The organism is Aeromonas piscicola, assembly GCF_000820005.1.
GTDB lineage: Bacteria > Pseudomonadota > Gammaproteobacteria > Enterobacterales > Aeromonadaceae > Aeromonas > Aeromonas piscicola.
The window spans coordinates 58,396-76,457 of sequence record NZ_CDBL01000007.1 but is presented as its reverse complement, the minus strand read 5'-3'; the positions used below and the strand labels follow the sequence as shown (position 1 = coordinate 76,457).

Genomic DNA, 18,062 nt, shown 5'->3' with positions numbered 1-18,062 from the left:
AGGGAGTCAGGCCTGCCGGACGAGCCCCGAACGGCAGGCAATAAAAAGCCGGTCTTGCGACCGGCAAAAAGGCACTGAATTTAGTGGAAAACCTCGGCGCCATCAGGCTCTTACATAGCGAGCCATGCGCGGGAAGGCTTGTTCATTGGCATCGAACAGGTAGCAGGCTTCGGCCGGAATGCCGACGCTGTACGCCTGACCCGTGGCCACGTCGATATCTGAGTGCGCCTTGACGGTGAAGTCGTGGCCATCCACATCCATATAGACGAAAGACTCGGCGCCCAGATGCTCGGCCACCTGCACGACGCCGGTCACCTTGCTGTGCGCATGGGGGTGATCCAGGGTCACCAGGTGCTCGGGGCGAATGCCCAGCTCCACCTTGTCACCGACTGCGCCGCGACGGGCATCCACCCGCGCCCGCACCGTATCGCCAGAAGTGAGCTTGACCACGCACTCCTGCTCGCCGATTTCCAGCAATTCACCCGCCAGGAAGTTCATCTTGGGTGAGCCGATGAAGCCCGCCACGAACTTGTTGTCCGGATTGTGGTAGAGATCGAGCGGTGTGCCGAACTGCTCCAGGTTGGTCTCGGCATCGCCCTTGAGCGGGCTCAGCACCACGATGCGGTTGGCCAGGGTCATGGCTTCCACCTGATCGTGGGTCACGTAAATGATGGTGGAGTTGAGCTCCTTGTGCAGCTTGGCGATCTCGATGCGCATCTTGACCCGCAGGGCGGCATCCAGGTTCGACAGGGGTTCATCGAACAGGAACACCTGGGGCTGCTGCACTATGGAGCGACCTATGGCCACCCGCTGGCGCTGACCACCGGAGAGAGCCTTGGGCTTTCTGTCCAGCAGGGGCTCAAGCCCCAGGATCTCAGCGGCGCGCATCACTCGCTTGTGGATGTTCTCCTTGTCCATCTTCTTGAGCTTAAGGCCAAAGGCCATGTTCTCGTAGATGTTCATGTGCGGGTAGAGGGCGTAGGACTGGAACACCATGCCCACGTTGCGCTCCACCGGCGGCACGTCGTTCATGTAACGACCGCCTATGGTCAGCTCACCGCTGGTGATGTCCTCCAGGCCTGCGATCATCCGCAGCAGGGTGGACTTGCCGCAGCCGGACGGGCCGACGAAAACGATGAACTCCCCTTCCTTGATGGCCAGGTTGATGTTGCGCAGCGTGTCCTTGTGGACCGCCGGATCGTAGTTCTTGCGAACGTTGTTGAGTACTACTTCAGCCATGACGAGCTCCGCTCTTGAATCTGTGCAAATCGTGACGGCGGGGGGAGTCAGCTCCCCCGGCCATTAAAACCTTAACCTTTCACACCACCAGCAGTGAGGCCGCCGACCAGCCAGCCCTGCGATAGACCAGCAGGAACACCTTGGTGCTGGCTGTGTAGCGCATGCGACAACACACTCAACCTTTCACGCCGCCAGCGGTCAGTCCGCCGACCAGCCAGCCCTGCGATAGACCAGCAGGAACACCTTGGTGCTGGCGGTGTAGTGCATGCGACAACACACTCAACCTTTCACGCCACCAGCGGTCAGTCCGCCAACCAGCCAGCCCTGCGATAGACCAGCAGGAACACCTTGGTGTTGGCTGTGTAGCGCATGCGACAACACACTCAACCCTTCACGCCGCCAGCGGTCAGTCCGCCAACCAGCCAGCGCTGCGCCATCAGGAACACCACTGTGATGGGCAGGCCCGACAGCACGGCGGCCGCGGCGAAGTCACCCCACAGATAGTTCTGCGGATAGAGGTATTGCTGGGCACCGACCGCCAGGGTCAGGTTGTTCACATCCTGCAGCAGGATGGAGGCCACGGGCACCTCTGTGATGGTGCCGATAAAGGCCAGAATGAACACCACCGCCAGGATGGGCACCGACAGGGGCAACAGGATCAGGCGGAACGCCTGCCAGGGAGTGGCACCGTCGATGGCCGCCGCTTCTTCAAGCGAAGAGTCTATGGTCTCGAAGTAGCCCTTGATGGTCCAGACGTGCAGCGCGATGCCGCCCATGTAGGCCAGGATCAGGCCACCGTGGGTGTTGAGACCCAGCCAGGGGATGTAGTCACCTATCTTGTTAAACAGCGCATAGATGGCCACCAGCGCCAGCACGGCCGGGAACATCTGGAAGATCAGCATGCCCTGCAATATGGTCTGCTTGCCACGAAAACGCAGGCGGGCAAACGCATAGGCACAGGTGGTCGACAGCGTCACTATCATCAGGGCAGTGATACCCGCAATCTTGATGGAGTTCCACAGCCAGGTCAGCACGGGGAACGGCGGCGGCGTTATGCTGCCATCGGCGTTGGTGATGGACATGCCCAGCGCCAGCTTCCAGTGATCCAGGGTCGGATTGGAGGGGATGACCTCCCCGACCGAGAAGTTGCCGTTACGAAACGAGATGGCGATAACCATGATCACCGGGAAGATGATCAGCGCCAGGAAGGCCCACATGACCAGGTGGGTTGCCCACACCCGGTATTTGACTGATTTGGGTTGTACGATAGCCATTGAGAAGCCTCCTTACTGTTGCTTGTCGGCTTTGGACAATTTCAGGTTGAGCAGTGCAAGCGCGCCGACGATCAGGAAGATGGCGGTGGCGATGGCACTGGCCAGACCGTAGTCCTGACCACCCGAGCCCTGGAACGCGATCCGGTAGGTGTAGTTCACCAACAGATCCGTGGTCCCGGCCGGGGTACTGGCGCCTATGATGTCCGGTGCCCCGTTGGTCAACAACTGTATGAGTACGAAGTTGTTGAAGTTGAAGGCAAAGGATGCGATCAGCAGCGGAGTGAGTGGCTTCATCAAGAGCGGAACCGTGATCTTGAAGAAGTTCTGCACCGGACCCGCACCGTCCATGGCGGACGCCTCATAGAGATCTTCCGGGATGGCTTTGAGCAGGCCCATGCAGAGGATCATCATGTAGGGATAGCCGAGCCAGGTGTTGACGATGAGGATCATCACCTTGGCCAGGAAGGGGGTGGTGTACCAGTCCGGCTTGATGCCGAACGCCGCTTCCAGGAACAGGTTGATCTCACCGAAGTTCTGGTTGAACAAGCCCTTGAACACCAAGATGGAGATGAAGGCCGGTATCGCGTAGGGCAGGATCAGCATGACCCGGTAGAAGCCGCGACCTCTGAGCTGCTCCCACTGCACCAGACACGCCATCACCATGCCGATGGCCAGGGTGAAGGCCACTGAACCGGCGGAGAATATCACGGTCCAGACGAAGATCTGCATGAAGGGACCCTGGATACCCGGGTCTGTCATGATGCGCACGAAGTTTTTCCAGCCCACGCTCACCACGAAACCGGGGGCCATGCCCTTGCCGACAAACTGTCCCTGCTCGTCGATGTATTGATAGAAGCCGGTGTCGCCGTTGGGCAGCATCAGCTCGCCGGTCTGGGTGTCACGCAGCAGGTTGCTGTCCTTGATCACCACGCCGGACTTGAGCACGGCGCCATCCATCAGACGGGTGTACTGCTGTTTCTGGGCGGCAAACTTGCGCAGGCTGCTCAGGGTCAGGTGGGTGCCGCCATCCGGCAGGACCAGATCCAGGTCACTCAGATGAGTGCGATGCTCAACGATGGCACGGATCGGGGCGGCCTTGCTGGCCGCTTCGCCAGTGAAGGGCTGCAGTTCGACCACTTGCTGGGTGCTTTGTACTCTGCCCTCACGGGCCGCCAGCTCACGCGCCTTGTTGTTCATCAGGGAAACAGGTTGACTGATAAAGGATTGGTCGTCCTGTTTCAGCAGCAGCTGAAACTGATTGTTCTCACCACCCAAAAGGGTGAAATCGAACTCACCGCCCGCCACCTTGTAGCTTTTTTTCAGATGGTAATCCCGTGCCTGCTCGAGGGAGAGCAAGTTGGATCCCGAATAGTTGGTGAAGGCGATGCCGATCGTGTAGGCAAGAGGGAAGATGATAAACACAACCATGCCAGCCACACCGGGGAAGATATAGCGGTGGGCATAGGTCTTCTTGTTCATGAAGACATACAGACCGACGGAGACCACCACCAGATCGAGCAGAGCGAATACCCACTCACCGCTGGCGTACATCATCACGGCCGCATAACCGTTGAGGATGGCTACCAGAGCAGCGATGGTCCACTTAAGCCAGGTATGCTTATCCTTCGGACCGGCATAGGATTCAATAGAAGGTACTACTTCCATGCCAATTAACCTTTATAACGCCAAGAGAGATTTGAGAGAGTGGGAGGCCATTGCGGCCTCCCGGGTAGTGCATGCTTACTGAACGATACGCTTGGCAGCGGTATCCAGGGCTTCGTCAACGCTCTGACGGCCGGAAGTTACGTTCTTGAGGGCAGTTTCGAAGGAAGACCAGAAACGGCTCATCTCAGGCACGGACGGCATAGGCTCGCCATTCTGGGCGTTTTGCATGGTCGCCTTGATGTGCGGATCGGATTCCAGAGTCTTCTGGAAGGACTTCAGTGCCACGGCGCCCAGCGGTTTGTCGGCGTTCACCGGTGCCAGACCGGCGTCGGTCAGCAGGTAGTTTTCCAGGAACTCGATGGCCAGATCCTTGTTCGGGCTGGCGGCGTTGATGGTGGCACCCAATACGCCAACGAAGGCTTTGGCCGGCTTGCCGTTCAGGGTCGGCAGCGGCGCTACACCGTACTTGATGCCGCTCTTGTCCAGGTTGCTCCAGGCCCAGGGACCGTTGATCATCATGGCCACTTCGCCCTTGTTGAACTTGGCGTCCATCACACCGTAGTCGATGCCTTTTTCCAGGTGACCGGATTTGATCATCTCGGAGATGTAGCCCACACCGGCTTTGGCGCCTGCGTTGGCCACGCCGGTATCTTTCACGTCATAACCGGTAGCGGTTTTCTTGAAGGCGTAGCCACCGTTGGCAGCCACCAGCGGATAGCTGAAATAGGGGGTGTCATAGGCCCACATGATGGCACGCTTGCCGTTCTTCTTCAGCGTCTCGTCAATCTTGGCGATCTCTTCGAAGGTCTTCGGCGGCTCAGGCAGCAGATCCTTGTTGTAAATCAGGCTGACGGCTTCCACCGCAACCGGGTAACCGTAGGTCTTGCCATCGACAGCCATGGCATCCCAGGCGAACTGTTCAAACTTGGCTTTGGTGGCTGCGTTCGGGGTGACGGGTACCAGCAGACCGGCCTTGACCCACTCACCGTAACGGTCGTGAGCCCAGAAGAAGATGTCCGGGCCGTTGCCGGTTGCAGCGGCTTGCTGGAATTTCACTTCCACCTGATCAGGGTGAGCAACCGTCACCTTGATGCCGGTTTCGGCTTCAAACTTCTTGCCGACTTCAGCCAGACCATTGTATCCCTTGTCACCGTTAATCCAGATGGTCAGTTGACCTTCGTCAATGGCGGCGGTGGCAGAGCAAGCCACGCCCAGAGTAGCCAGACCGATCAGGGATGACAGCAATTTCTTTTTCATGAGCCTTTCCTTGTATTAGTTCCGCGCTGTAAGAGCATTGTGTGCGAGATGAATATTATCCCAAGCCGTCACCGCCTCACATGACGTAACTCGCATTTTTGAAATGCAATTACGTATTTTCTTCCAGAAAGTTTTGAAAACATTTTCTTATTTCAGGGGGTTATCGCCATTTATTGGTATATTCCTCGCCAAAAATAGAAATTAAATTACCAAATGGAAATAAAAAAACACGAATGAAAGGGTTTTCACCTCATTGAAAACCCTTTCATGGTGGTTATTCTGTTTAATTTGTTAACAAAGCACCGAGTTGGTTTCGACGCGACTTACCCCCTTAAATAAAAAGACACCGCAGTGGAGTGCGGTGTCTTTTTGCCAAAAATGGAAAGCAGATCACATTACGACTGGCGCAGCAGCTGATCCTTGAGATTGGGCGGCACACCGCGAATGGTCAGGGTGTCGGTCTGGGGATCGTAAAACACCCGGCTGTTCAGCAACTTCTGCTCGAAGCTCAGGGTCAGACCACCGCCGGATCCGACGAACTTGGTCAGACCCCGCAGGGTGGAGCGATCGGCGGGGAAGCGATCCTCCAACTCATACTCCTGGCCGATGAAGCTGTAAAAATCGAGGTCGCCGTCACCGGGCAATTCTGCGGAGAGCTCCTTGATTTCGATCTCTTCACCGGCGCTGGCCTGCTCGGTGCAATATTTGAAGACCTGCTTCTTGTAGTCGTTGCGCTCGGCCGGCTCCAGCTGACGGCTGTCGCAATAATCGTCCACCGCCTGCAGCAACCCCTTATTTTGCACCTTGGCATCCATCCCCTCGCGGGCACCCAGCAGATCCATGAAGAAGTCGCCCAGTTTCCGACCGACCCGCCCCTTGCTGAAGGTGATATAACGGCGGGAGTCTGGCTGGGTTTTCCATTCGGTCAAATCGATGCGGGCCACCAGATTGAGTTTACCGATATCCAGATAATGGATATGACGCAAGTCCAGCGCCTCGCTGACGGTGACGCTCTCCTTGCCTTCCAGCAGAGCAAGCATCAGGTAATCGACCCCGACGTAGTTGTATTTGGCAAACAGCAGCACCCCCTGCTCATCGAGGGCGTGATCCACCAGGTTTTTCACCAGCAGCTGGGTCATGTTGACCGAAAAGGGCACGAATTCGGTCTGCTCGCCGAGCAGTTGCTCGAGGGCGATGCGAAAGGCGGGAGAAGGCTGCTTGGGGGCGTCCTCACCGTCGGCCAGCTCGGCGACGGCGGCTTCGGGGTCGGCAAAGAAGCCGAAGCCCTTGCCACCTTTGCCGTTGTAAATGCGATGCAGCTCCGCCATCAGCCCCTGTACCGCCTCATCGGCAGGCAGGGTCTGGCTGCGGGTGTCGGCGTGAGGTTGACCATCGCCGCCCTGGCGCAGGGAGTGAAGAATGATCTTGTCGATATCGAGACTCATGTCACAAAGCCATAGTGTTAGCCGAAAGGGTGAAGTATTATAAGGCGCTTTGAACCGAGATGAACCCAAGATTATGCCCATCGTATCAAAGTACACAAACCAGCAATTTGATGACCTGATGAATGACCTGATCACAGTACTGGAGAAGCACAAAGCGCCAGTCGACCTCAGCCTGATGGTGCTGGGTAACGTGACAACCAATATCATCAACAGCATGGCCCCGGCACAACGCCAGGCGATCACTGAAAAATATGTCCAGGCACTGACTTCCTCGGTCGACAATCGCCACGACGCACACTGAATCGCCGCTTTTTTTTGACGTTTCTCAAAGCAGATGGATCACTATGGTCGAAACCGGCAACCCCTATCGTGATAATGTCTCTCGCCTGATCACCTGGGGGCATTGGTTCTCCTTCTTCAACATCATACTGGCCATGCTGATTGCCACCCGCTATCTGGGGGCGATCAGCTGGCCGTCGACCACGCTCGGCGTGACCTATCTCATCATCAGCTGGATAGGTCACTTCTCGTTTCTGAGCTTTGTCACCTACCTGTTGACTGTGTTTCCGCTGAGCTTCGTGCTGCCCAAAGAGAAGGCGCTGCGCTTCATTTCGGCCATCATAGCCACCCTGGCGCTGGTGCTGCTGCTCATCGACACCCAGGTATTCCAGCTGTTCAAGTTCCACTTGAACGGCCAGGTATGGCAGCTGCTGCTGGATCAGGCCCAGACCGAGGAAGGCTCGATCTGGAGCATCATCTTCGTGGCGGTGCCGACCATCTTCCTGCTGCAACTGCTGCTGTCAGCCTATGTGTGGCGCAAGATCAACAAGCGCAAACGCCGCCAGTATGGCAATCAGGTGGGGCTGTCCCTGCTGGTCTGCTTCATTCTGACCCACGTGGTCAACAGCTGGGCCGATGCCACCCTGTATCAGCCCATCACCATGCAGCGCGCCAACTTCCCGCTCTCCTACCCCATGACCGCCAAGAGCTTCCTGGCCAAACACGGTTGGCTGGATCTGGATCAGTACGAGAAGAAGGCCGAGTCCCAGGACGGCGACAGCGCGAGCCGCTTGCGCTACCCGCTGCGCCCGCTCAGCGTCAATGCTCCCGTCGAGCACAAAAATCTGCTGATCGTGGTGGTGGACTCGCTGCGGGCCGACATGCTCAACAACATCAACATGCCCAATCTGCAGCGTTATGCAGACAGCCATCTCAATTTCCGCAACCACATGAGTGGCGGCAACGATGACGTGATGGGGATGTTCAGCCTCTTCTATGGCCTGCCCGGCCACTATTACGACGACATTCGCAACGACAAGACGCCGCCGGTACTGTTCGACGAGATGCTGCGCCAGGACTATCAGTTCGGCCTGTTCGGCGCGCTGGAAGATGCCCAGAAGTATCGCCAGAGCATACTCTCCGGCCTGCGCAAGCAGGTGTTCGTCTCAGAGCAGACAGATGACAACCAGCTGATCGGCGACTGGCAGCAGTGGCTCGCCAAGCGTTCACCGGACAGACCCTGGTTCTCGCTGGTCTATCTGTCGAGCCCGGGTGATTACCAGCTGCCAGCCAACATCAAGGGGCCCTTCCAGCCCGAGCTGACCAAGTTCAATCCGGCCACCGCCTATCAGGCCGAGAACCTGCAAAAGCTGGAGAATCGCTACAAGAACACCGTCTTCTATACCGATCAGTTGTTGGAGCAGATGCTGACCCAGCTGCAACAGCAGGGGCTCAGTGAGCAGACCATAGTCGTGGTTACCTCCAACCACGGTCAGGAGTTCAACGAAACCCAGAACAACAGCTGGGGCTATGGCACCAACTACTCGCCCTATCAGGTGCAGGTGCCCTTCGTGCTGGCCTGGCCGGGCAACGACAACCTGCCGCAGAGTCAGGTGAGCAGTCACCTGGATCTGGTGCCGACCCTGATGCAGAGCATGCTGGGGGTACGCAATCCGGCGCGGGACTACAGCATAGGCCGCAACCTGTTCGACACCAGCCCGCGCAACTGGCTGCTGGCGGGAGATCAGCGCGACTTTGCCATCTATCAGGGCAACACCATCACCCACTTCAACAAGCAGGGTGACTTCGAATTGCTGGAGCGCAACAGCTACCGTCCCATCAAGCACGGCACCCCCGACATGGGTGTCATGATCCAGGTGATGAACGAGCTGAACCGCTTCTATCGCGCCCCCTGAGGTCAAGCTCACGCGCAATGAACAGCCCGCTCTCGCAGCGGGCTTTTTATTGCGTCTCCGCCAGTACAGCCTGGAGAGAGCACCTCGACACTCATAGCCAGTCGGCGCCTTTCATCCCCAGTGACCCGCCAGATCGCCTCCCCGGCAAGCGCAAACGTTCACCCTGCCATTGCTGATTTTTCTATCAAAAACACCAGCCTGATCAAGATCATAAAAATCAAATGATAACTATTATCAATTATTGATCTGGCTGGACCACTCTGCAATAATCCGCGGCCTTCAGGCTTAAATAATAATTATTCTCAACATGAAAACACTGCTTCACTACTGGCCCATGCTGCTGTCCGGCACAGCCCTGGCCGCCAGCGATCAGACCCAACTCGATGGGACTGGCATACCTCCTCACCTCAAGGCGCGCGAGACCATAGTGGTCAAGGGCCAGCGGGTCGAACAGAAGCTGTCCGATATCTCGGGCGCCATCACAGTCATCACCGAAGAGGACCTGGATCGCCAGGTCGCCACCGAACTCACCGACGTGTTCAAGAACGAACCCGGCGTCTCGGTGACCGGCTCGGCAGGGCGGCCGCAAAACATCAGCATCCGCGGCATTGGCGGCAACCGGGTGTTGATCATCAAGGACGGGGTCAGGGTCAGCGATGGCTTCGGCGCCGACGATCTCAACGACAAGGTGGGCCGTTTCAGCTTCGATCTGGATGACGTCAAGCAGATAGAGGTGGCCAAGGGGGCTGGCTCCGCCCTGCACGGCTCGGACGCCATCGGCGGCACAGTGGTCATCACCACCAAGCAGCCGGAGGATTATCTGCAGGGGCAGGATGCCTACCTCAGCAGCAAGATCCTGCATGATGGCAGCAGCGGCAAGCAGAAGTTGAGCGCCACCGGTGCCGCCCGCTGGGCAGAGACAGAACACCTGCTGCGCCTCTCCGGCTGGCAGGGGCACGAGACCGCCAACTATGACGAGAGCCGCATCCCGGCGGATCTGGATGGCCTGAGTGCCTCCACCAGTTCTCGCTTCGCCCTGAACGAGCACCACCTGCTGCGCCTCGAACTCGACTACTTCGAGGACAACGCCAAGCGGGATCAGGGGCCGCGCGAAATGCCCCAGCCCGATGGCAAATGGCAGGTTCGCCAGTATCGCGAGGACAGTACCCAGCGCTCCCAGGGCGCCAAGCTGAGCTGGGAGGCGCGCAGCCTCGACCATCTGCTGGCGGATCAGTTCACCTTGAGCCTGCACGGCAATCATGCCAAGAACAGCGCCAACAAACGCAGCCTGCTGCAAAATGACCTGCTGAGCGGCTATCCCCGCTATCGCAGCGAACGGGAGCTGGCCACCTTCACTGAGGATCTGATCGGCAGCGAGCTGGACATTCGCCGCGATCTGACAACCGGCGCCATCGAACACCAGCTGAGCTATGGTGTCGAACTGGAGCGCGCAAGCCACGAGCGGCCGGTCAACAAGCTGACGCTGGAGGCGGGCATTCCCCAGCCCGGCCAATCCGCCCCCTTCAGCAGTGCCCGCACGGACCGCGCCGGCATCTGGCTGGGGGATGTGGCGAGCCTTGGCCAGTGGCAATTCACCCCCACACTGCGCATGGATCACCAGTGGCTGAGCCCGCAAGATGGCAAGGGTGCCAGCAACCACAGCTGGCACCTCTCCCCGAGTCTGGCCACCAGCTACCGTTTCAACGATCAGTGGCGCAGCTGGCTCAGCTATGCCAACGGTTTTCGTGCCCCCTCCTACGACAAGGTGTACGGCAATATTCCCCACTACTTTGCCCTGCCACCGTTCGAGATCATCGCCAACCCGGACCTCAAGGAGGAGACCAGCCACAGCTTCGAGTGGGGTGTGAGCGGTGAAGGGGATGAGTGGAGCATCAAGCCGGCCCTCTTCTACAACCGCTACTACAACTTCGTCGACTGGCGCCAGGTGGGCTTCCGTCTGCGGGACGGCGTCATGCTGCGTCAATACCGCAACGTGGCCAAGTCCGAGACCTGGGGCGCCGAGATCGCCGCCAGCTACTGGCTGACCCAGCAGTGGGAACTGGCCACCAAGTTCGGCTGGGTGGATGGCAAGGACAGCCAGGGCGAGTCACCGCGCAACCTGACCCCGCTGGAGGGCAATACCCGCCTCAGCTATCAGGCCAACGACTGGAGCCTGGGGCTGCAAGCCGATTATGCCGCCGCCATGAGCCGGGTGCCCACTTGCGGCAACAGCCTGACCCAGCAGCAGAGCGAGTGCATGAAGAGTGCCGGCTGGCTCAGCTTCGCCCTGACCGCCGACTGGCAGATCACAGACGCCCTCAAGGCCAACCTCAAGCTCGATAACCTGCTCGATACCCGTTACACCCGCTATCAGGATGTAGCCGGGCAGGAAGCGGGCAGCGATGCGGGACTCTACACCCAGACGGGCCGCTACCTGAGCGCCAGCCTGCGCTACACCTTCGTGGGGATCTGATGCACGCGCTATTGATAATGACGGCTCTGCTGGCAAATCCGGTGGCGGCCTCCCCCACCGAGGCCGCGGGCATGACGGCAACCACCACGGCGCCACAGAGCGCGCCAGCCATTGCCAAGCGTCCCCTGCTGATGAAGGGCAAGGTAGCGCGGTGGGATCCCTATGGCGGCTGGCGTGACGACAGCCGCCAGGATCCCGCCCTGCTGGCCATGCTGGCCGAGCAGAACCGCTGGACCGAGCAGCAGCTCGCCGCCCAGCGGCCGCTGGAGCAGACGCTGCAAGCCGAGTGGCAGACACAGCCGCGCGGCGAGCCCATGCCCGCCGAGTGGCACACTGAAGCGGGCAGCCAGTGGAGGATGGAGGCAGACGGCAGCCTGTGGCAACGGGCTGATGACAAGGCGCAGCCCCGTCAGCGACTGGCGCCGCGTCAACCGGCGAGCGGCTATTACGAGCTCGCCGGCTGGGCACTGCACCCGAACGGACGCTGGCTGGCCCTGGCCGAAGATCTGCGTGGCGATCTGGACTACCACATCACCCTGCTGGATCTGGATAGCGGCAAGACCCTGACCACTCTGGCGCACAGGGCCGCCGATCTGCTCTGGAGCCTGGACGGCAAGACCCTCTACACCCTTGCCAACGAGCGCCGCACCCTGCGCCCATGGCAGCTGTGGACCTGGCAGGATGGCAAGGAGCGGCTAGTACATCAAGAGGCCGACCCGGCCTGGCTGCTCAGCCTCTATGGCACCACGGACAAACGCCACCTGCTGCTGCAGAGCAACAACCACGACAGCTCGGAGCAATATCTGCTGGACGAGGGGACCCCCTCTCTGCTCAAGGCCCGTCAGGCCGGTGTCGAGTACTACCTGGATACCCAGGGGGAGCGAGTGCTCATCAAGAGCAACAAAGATGGTGCCCTCGGCCTTTATCAGGTGACCAGTCTGACACAGGTGGCCGAGGGGCACTGGCAACCCCTCTGGTCCGGCGAGGACAGGAGCCTAGAGAAGTGGCGCCTGTTTGCCGACCATACGGTCCTGCAATACCGCAAGGCAGGGGACGACTGGCTCGATGTGCTGGATTCAAGCGGCCAGCTCAGCCAGCGGGTGCATCTCACCGAGGGAGCTGGCACGGCCTGGATCCAGGGCGCTCATGACCCGGCCAGCCAGCAGATCCTGATCCGCCGGCAAGGGATGGCCGAGCCGCCGCACCAGCGCTGGCTCAATCTGGCCAGCGGCCAGTGGCAAGCTGGCGCCCAGGCGCAGACCCCCTCCCCCTACCGAAGCGAGCGACGCTGGGTGGTGGGCAAGGACGGGGTCAAGGTGCCCGTCTCTCTGGTGTGGCGCACCGACATCACCAAGCCCAAGGCGCTGCTGCTCTACGGCTACGGCGCCTATGGCACCCCCATGCGCCCCTACTACCAGCCTCAGGTGCTGAGCCTGCTGGATCGCGGTTTTGTCTACGCCATCGCTCACGTGCGCGGCGGCGGCATGCTGGGAGACGACTGGTATCTGGCTGGGCGCGGCCAGCAAAAACAGCACAGCGTGGACGACTTCCTGACCGTGGCCGAGGCGCTGGCCCGGGATCCGGCCATCGATCCGGCCCGGCTGTTCGCCATGGGCGGCAGTGCCGGCGGTCTGCTGGTGGCGGCGGCACTCAATCAGGCGCCAACCCGCTTTGCCGGCGCCGTGTTGCAGGTTCCCTTCGTCGATCTGCTCGGCACCATGAGCGATCCCGAACTGCCGCTCACCCGCCAGGAGTACGCCGAGTGGGGCAATCCGGCCATTCCCGCCGACTATGCTGCCATGCGTCGCCTGAGCCCCTATGACAGCCTGCAACGGCAGCCCTATCCCCCGGTTTATGTGACGGCCGGGCTGCACGACAGCCAGGTGCCTTACTGGGAGCCGCTCAAATGGGTCGCCCGGCTGCGGGAGCACAGCACGGGCACGGGCCCCTATCTGCTGAGTACGGCTCTCGACAGCGGCCACCAGGCCAGTATCGGCAAGGCCCAGCAGCAGGCAGCGCGAGAATATGCCTTCCTGCTCACCCTGGCTGGCGTTACCCGCTGATGGCGCATCCTTTTCTCATTTTTGTGTTGGAGTAAACCATGAAACCCTCTTCCCTGGCCCTCTGGCTGGCGGCAACCTTGCTCTCACAGCCCCTGCTGGCGGCCGAGTTGCAGTTTGTCGATGAAAAACCCATTACCACGACGCCGCAGCAGTGGCTCGAACAGCGCCTCGGCGTGACGCTCGCCTCCGACTACGACAGGGCCAGCCTGCTCGGCCATCACTACAGCTTCCGCCAACTGGTCAACGGCCTGCCGGTGGCCACCATCCAGGCCGCCGTCAGCGTCGACAAGACCGGCAAGCCCTGGCGCCTCTATCACAACAGCCGCCCCCTGCAGACCAGTGAGCCAGGCTGTGATGCCGGTGGCAACCTGGCCCCTCTGATCGAAGAGTTGCGGGCAGCGGGCAGCGAGATCGACCCGCTGGGAGCAGTCGAAGTCTGGTACTGGCGCGACGGCGACACCCTGGTACCCGCCCTGCGCCAGCGGGTGCGCGAACACCAGGCAGGCAACGCCAAGGCTACCTATGTACAGCTGTTCGCCAGTTGCGACGGCAGCCGGGAGCTGGGCCGCTGGATGGATGCGGCCAGCACCCAGGCCAGCCGCACAGCCGACGCCGGCGACACCCAAGTGGAAGCACGAGTATTCGACCCGGATCCCCGCACCCAGCTGCAAGACGCCAGCCTGGTCTGGCACGACGAACTGGTACTGGCGGATGCAGCCTATCAGGACAGAGTTCCCCTGCCGGTCACACTGCAAGGGGGACGCTATCTGCTGAGCGGCCCTCACGCCCGGGTGGTGGATGCCATGGAGCCCGATACAGCACCTTTCAGCAGTGATGACCCGCAAGTATTCCGGTTGACCCGGGACGATCGGGGCTTTGCCGACATCAACGCCTATTACCACCTTGACTTGGCCCAGCGCCACATCAAGAAGCTGGGCTTTAGCGGGCTCATCCCCGGGGCCCTCGACATCGACACCGAGGCTGGCTATCAGGACAACTCCCTCTATGATCCGTTCGAGCGCAGGCTGGAGCTGGGCCGCAGCGGCGTGCCCGATGCCGAGGATCCCATGGTGATCTGGCACGAGTTCGGCCATGCGGTACAGCACCACATAGTGCCGGATCTCGGGGAAGAGGCAGACTGGGGCGCCATCGGCGAGGGCTTCAGCGACTACCTGGCCGCCAGCCACCGCCAGCGCAGCGAAGCGGGTCGCCAATTCGAACCGGCCATGGTGTTCAACTGGGATGCACGCTTCACCGATCGTACCCCGCGCCAGCTGGATGATCTGCGGGCCCGCTACCACCCGGACTACAGCTATCCGGCCCACCGCACCATCAACGGCAGCAACGGCGATCAGTTGTGGGGCACACCGCTGTTCCAGGCCCTGCTGGCGTCGGTGACCGAGCATGGCGAAGGGGCCCGGGACGAGTTTGACCGCGTCATCATCGAATCCCACTTCGGGCTGGGCCCGGCCATTCGCATGCCACAGCTGGCCCGCATCACTGTGGACACGGCGGCGCGGCTCTACCCGGCCCGTCACTACGCCAGCCATCTGGAGCAAGCCTTCCGTCAGCACGGCCTCTTGCTGGCGCCGGTCAATATCGCGCTGGCCGAGGGCAGCGCCATCGAGCTGGGACAGCGTCAATCCGTACAGGTGACACTCACCAATCAGGGCTCGGCGCCGGTGACCCTCAATGCGCTGACCCTGACCCTGCCCGCCGGGCTGCAGGCCGATCCCTACCAATGGCAAGCCACCACACTGGCGGCAGGTGCCAGCACCACTACCACGCTGCGACTGCTGGCCAAGAGCCCGCTGGCCTGCGGCGATGAGGTGAGCCTGCCGATAAGCCTCGTCATGACGGGGACCAGTCCGACCGAGCGCCAGTGGCAGCAGCCACTGAGCCTGCCCATAGGCACGCCCATCATCAGCCGCGCCACTGGCCAGCCGCTGCTCCTCAGCGATGCCCAGAGCGAGGAAGTACGCGGTTTGAGCCAAGCCAGCCTGCAGTTGGAGAAGACCCACGCCAAAGTGAGCGAGCAGTTGCAACTGACCCTGGATCTGCAACACGACGCCCTGGATGAGCTGGAGATCTGGCTCAACTCCCCCTCCGGCACCCGCATCCAGATCTGGGACAAGGGCTACAGCCCACTGCCACGGTTGAAAGGTGTCTTCCCTACCGAGCTGCAGCCCCTGCAACCCTTCACTCCCTTGCTGGGAGAGCCGCTGGCCGGCAGATGGACACTGGAAGTGGTGGACAGCAAACCCGGGCATCAGGGCCGCATCAATGGCTGGAGCATCAGCCAGCGCACCGGCGCCCAGTGTGGTGAACCCATAGCCCCGCCGGATGACGGCATCATCCACTTCCAGGTGGACGACAGCAGTGGCGGCGGTGCGGCCAACCTGCTCTGGCTGCTGCCGCTGGCGATCTGGCGCCGCCTTCGCCAGCGCTGCTGAGTAACCCCCCATATATAAGAAGAAGGGGCCCTGGCCCCTTCCCAAGGACAAGAGATGAATCCAACCTATTCCCGCCTGGCCTGCCTGCTGGCCCCCCTGCTCACCGCCTGCGGTGGCGGCGGCTCGGATGAGGCGCCGCTGGCGGCACCTGCCTATACCCTGAACGTCAATCTGCCCGAGAGTGGCACCCTGTGCGTCAATCTCAACCAGAACACCCGCTGTGACGAGGGGGAGCCCAGCGTCAGCGGCGTAGCCGGTGCCCGTCAGCTGAGCGGCACCTCCCCCGCCCTGCTGACCAGTCCGCTGCTGTTCCTGCCAACCAACCCGGCAGCGCCTGCGCTGCTGCACCCGGCCGCCCGAGTGGATGGCCAGACCCTGACCCCCGGCCTGCTCAGCACCTTGCTGCAAAGCCGCATCGCCGAGGGACATCCGCCCAAACAGGCACTCGACGAGATGCTAACCGCGCTGGTGCCGCTGCAACCAGGCCAGGGGCTGGCTGCCCTGTCGCAACTGGCCGACTTCAACCTGGCGCTGGGGCAACTGCTGCTAGCGGTGATCGATGCCGAGCCGGGGATACAGGGCATTTCGCCCGTCCTCCTGCAAGCCGTGGTGTGGCCGGCCCTCGGCAGCCTGCTGCCCGAGCTGGCCAGCCACTTCGCCCAGCACGGCGAGCTGACCAGCCTGCAGGAAAGCGTCTCCCGCCTGCTGCAACAGCAATATTCCCATCCCCTGATCACCGGCAGCGGCGTCACTACCTACACGGATGGCGTCGACTACCTGCTCACCGAGGAGCCCGCCGACCACCCGGGCCAGGAAGCCAGCCTGAACAAGGCCCCCCTGCGCTATCGCAAGCTGGATGGCAAGGGCCAGCCCCTGCCGGATGACGCCCCCGCCTGGGAGTGTGTGGAAGACCTCAACACAGGCCTCATCTGGGAGAGGAAGCTGAATGATGCAAAGAGCCCACGCGATCTGCATCGCACCTTCGCCTGGGAGCTTGGCGACTATCACCCCACCCAGCAGGAGCTTGACTACGCCTGCCCGCAAGGCGAGGCCATCTGCACCACAGAGCAATATCGCCAGTGGCTCAACGCCCAGCAACTGTGCGGTATCACCAGCTGGCGCATGCCCCACTCGCGCGAGCTGATGAGCCTGCAACATTACGGCTCGCTCGCCCGCCAGTATGGCCAGCTGGTCACCATGGATGTGCGCTACTTCCCCGATGTCGGCACCACCACCAAGGATTTCAGCGGCTACTACTGGAGCCAGACCCTGACCCCGTCCCGTCGGCTGGAGAGCGCCCCCCTGAGCGCCATCGCCCATATCTTCCTCGGCGATGACGCCGGTACCGACTACGCCACCACAGTTCAAAACAGCGATGATGCCAACGGTCTGCAACTGCGACTGGTGGCGGAGGTAACCCGATGAACCGATTGATGCTGACCCTGCTGCTGACCCTCGGCAGCCCTCTCGCCCTGGCCACCGCCATCTGCGACGACACCATGCCCAGAACCAGCCCCACCGCCCGCTTCATCGATCGCGGCAACGGCACAGTCACGGACAGGAGCACGGGCCTGACCTGGATGCGCTGCCAGCTCGGCCAGACCTGGCGCGACCAGAGCTGCAGCGGCGAGCCAACCCGGCTTTACTGGCAGCAGGCCCTGCTGACGGCAGAGCGGATCCGCACCGAACCGAGCCATGCCCTGTACGGCTTTGGCGGCTACCGGGATTGGCGCCTGCCCACCATCAAGGAGCTGACCAGCGTGCTGGAGTCCGCCTGCTACAAACCTGCGCTGAACGAGACCCTATTCCCCCGCGCCATGGCGGGTGAAGGGAAAGAGGTGAACGACGGTTACGTCTATCTCTGGTCCTCGACCTCGGTGCCGGCCAGCAAGAGAGTCGCCTATCTGGATATCACCAGTGGCTCCGTTGGCATGCGGGCGCCCGGTGCCTGGGCCAAGCAGGTGCTACTGGTGCGCTGATTGAGCCGGGTGGCCAGGG

12 protein-coding genes are annotated in these 18,062 nt (G+C 61.2%); 7 read left to right on the top strand and 5 right to left on the bottom strand.

Going from position 1 to position 18,062, the window contains the following annotated elements; translation table 11 throughout:
• Positions 1-102 precede the first annotated feature (102 nt).
• From BN1128_RS01290 to yejK, 5 genes are all read right to left on the bottom strand, one after another.
• Complete coding sequence (locus BN1128_RS01290; protein ID WP_042865784.1) at positions 103-1,239, bottom strand: ABC transporter ATP-binding protein; 1,137 nt, start codon at positions 1,237-1,239, stop codon at positions 103-105.
• A gap of 383 nt (positions 1,240-1,622) precedes the next feature.
• Entirely contained in the window at positions 1,623-2,513 is an 891-nt protein-coding gene (gene malG / locus BN1128_RS01285; RefSeq protein ID WP_042865783.1) for a maltose ABC transporter permease MalG, read from the bottom strand.
• A 12-nt stretch (positions 2,514-2,525) separates the two neighbouring features.
• Positions 2,526-4,178 carry a maltose ABC transporter permease MalF gene (gene malF / locus BN1128_RS01280; RefSeq protein WP_042865782.1) on the bottom strand — a complete coding sequence of 551 codons (1,653 nt, stop codon included), beginning with the start codon at positions 4,176-4,178 and terminating at the stop codon, positions 2,526-2,528.
• Between the two features lie 75 nt (positions 4,179-4,253).
• Positions 4,254-5,435: a maltose/maltodextrin ABC transporter substrate-binding protein MalE gene (gene malE, locus BN1128_RS01275; RefSeq protein WP_042865781.1), complete on the bottom strand. Its 1,182-nt coding sequence runs from the start codon at positions 5,433-5,435 to the stop codon at positions 4,254-4,256.
• 395 nt (positions 5,436-5,830) lie between these two features.
• Positions 5,831-6,880, bottom strand: coding sequence for a nucleoid-associated protein YejK (gene yejK, locus BN1128_RS01270; protein WP_042865780.1), 1,050 nt, complete (start codon positions 6,878-6,880; stop codon positions 5,831-5,833).
• Between the two features lie 73 nt (positions 6,881-6,953).
• Between yejK and BN1128_RS01265 the strand changes: the two genes are divergently transcribed.
• The 7 genes from BN1128_RS01265 (at position 6,954) to BN1128_RS01235 (ending at position 18,043) form a co-directional block, all read left to right on the top strand.
• Entirely contained in the window at positions 6,954-7,181 is a 228-nt protein-coding gene (locus tag BN1128_RS01265) for a YejL family protein (protein WP_042865778.1), read from the top strand.
• A gap of 43 nt (positions 7,182-7,224) precedes the next feature.
• On the top strand, positions 7,225-9,075 hold the full coding sequence (locus BN1128_RS01260; RefSeq protein WP_042865777.1) for a DUF3413 domain-containing protein: 1,851 nt from the start codon (positions 7,225-7,227) through the stop codon (positions 9,073-9,075).
• Positions 9,076-9,382: 307 nt separating this feature from the next.
• Positions 9,383-11,548, top strand: a complete 2,166-nt coding sequence (locus BN1128_RS01255) for a TonB-dependent hemoglobin/transferrin/lactoferrin family receptor (protein WP_042865776.1) — start codon at positions 9,383-9,385, stop codon at positions 11,546-11,548.
• The gene (locus BN1128_RS01250) at positions 11,548-13,611 is read left to right on the top strand and encodes a prolyl oligopeptidase family serine peptidase (protein ID WP_042865775.1); all 2,064 of its coding nucleotides are present in this window, start codon (positions 11,548-11,550) and stop codon (positions 13,609-13,611) included. The genes BN1128_RS01255 and BN1128_RS01250 overlap by 1 nt, the downstream gene beginning before the upstream one ends.
• Positions 13,612-13,649: 38 nt before the next feature.
• Positions 13,650-16,064: a proprotein convertase P-domain-containing protein gene (locus BN1128_RS01245; protein ID WP_042865773.1), complete on the top strand. Its 2,415-nt coding sequence runs from the start codon at positions 13,650-13,652 to the stop codon at positions 16,062-16,064.
• 54 nt (positions 16,065-16,118) lie between these two features.
• Positions 16,119-17,489, top strand: a complete 1,371-nt coding sequence (locus tag BN1128_RS01240) for an Lcl C-terminal domain-containing protein (RefSeq protein ID WP_042865772.1) — start codon at positions 16,119-16,121, stop codon at positions 17,487-17,489.
• Complete coding sequence (locus BN1128_RS01235; RefSeq protein ID WP_042865771.1) at positions 17,486-18,043, top strand: Lcl C-terminal domain-containing protein; 558 nt, start codon at positions 17,486-17,488, stop codon at positions 18,041-18,043. The genes BN1128_RS01240 and BN1128_RS01235 overlap by 4 nt, the downstream gene beginning before the upstream one ends.
• Positions 18,044-18,062: the final 19 nt, after the last annotated feature.

What these genes read in the sequence shown, in the direction of transcription:
- BN1128_RS01290 (WP_042865784.1), bottom strand. Translation starts at nt 1,239, where the DNA reads ATGGCTGAAGTAGTACTCAACAACGTTCGCAAGAACTACGATCCGGCG.
- malG (WP_042865783.1), bottom strand. Translation starts at nt 2,513, where the DNA reads ATGGCTATCGTACAACCCAAATCAGTCAAATACCGGGTGTGGGCAACC.
- malF (WP_042865782.1), bottom strand. Translation starts at nt 4,178, where the DNA reads ATGGAAGTAGTACCTTCTATTGAATCCTATGCCGGTCCGAAGGATAAG.
- malE (WP_042865781.1), bottom strand. Translation starts at nt 5,435, where the DNA reads ATGAAAAAGAAATTGCTGTCATCCCTGATCGGTCTGGCTACTCTGGGC.
- yejK (WP_042865780.1), bottom strand. Translation starts at nt 6,880, where the DNA reads ATGAGTCTCGATATCGACAAGATCATTCTTCACTCCCTGCGCCAGGGC.
- BN1128_RS01265 (WP_042865778.1), top strand. Translation starts at nt 6,954, where the DNA reads ATGCCCATCGTATCAAAGTACACAAACCAGCAATTTGATGACCTGATG.
- BN1128_RS01260 (WP_042865777.1), top strand. Translation starts at nt 7,225, where the DNA reads ATGGTCGAAACCGGCAACCCCTATCGTGATAATGTCTCTCGCCTGATC.
- BN1128_RS01255 (WP_042865776.1), top strand. Translation starts at nt 9,383, where the DNA reads ATGAAAACACTGCTTCACTACTGGCCCATGCTGCTGTCCGGCACAGCC.
- BN1128_RS01250 (WP_042865775.1), top strand. Translation starts at nt 11,548, where the DNA reads ATGCACGCGCTATTGATAATGACGGCTCTGCTGGCAAATCCGGTGGCG.
- BN1128_RS01245 (WP_042865773.1), top strand. Translation starts at nt 13,650, where the DNA reads ATGAAACCCTCTTCCCTGGCCCTCTGGCTGGCGGCAACCTTGCTCTCA.
- BN1128_RS01240 (WP_042865772.1), top strand. Translation starts at nt 16,119, where the DNA reads ATGAATCCAACCTATTCCCGCCTGGCCTGCCTGCTGGCCCCCCTGCTC.
- BN1128_RS01235 (WP_042865771.1), top strand. Translation starts at nt 17,486, where the DNA reads ATGAACCGATTGATGCTGACCCTGCTGCTGACCCTCGGCAGCCCTCTC.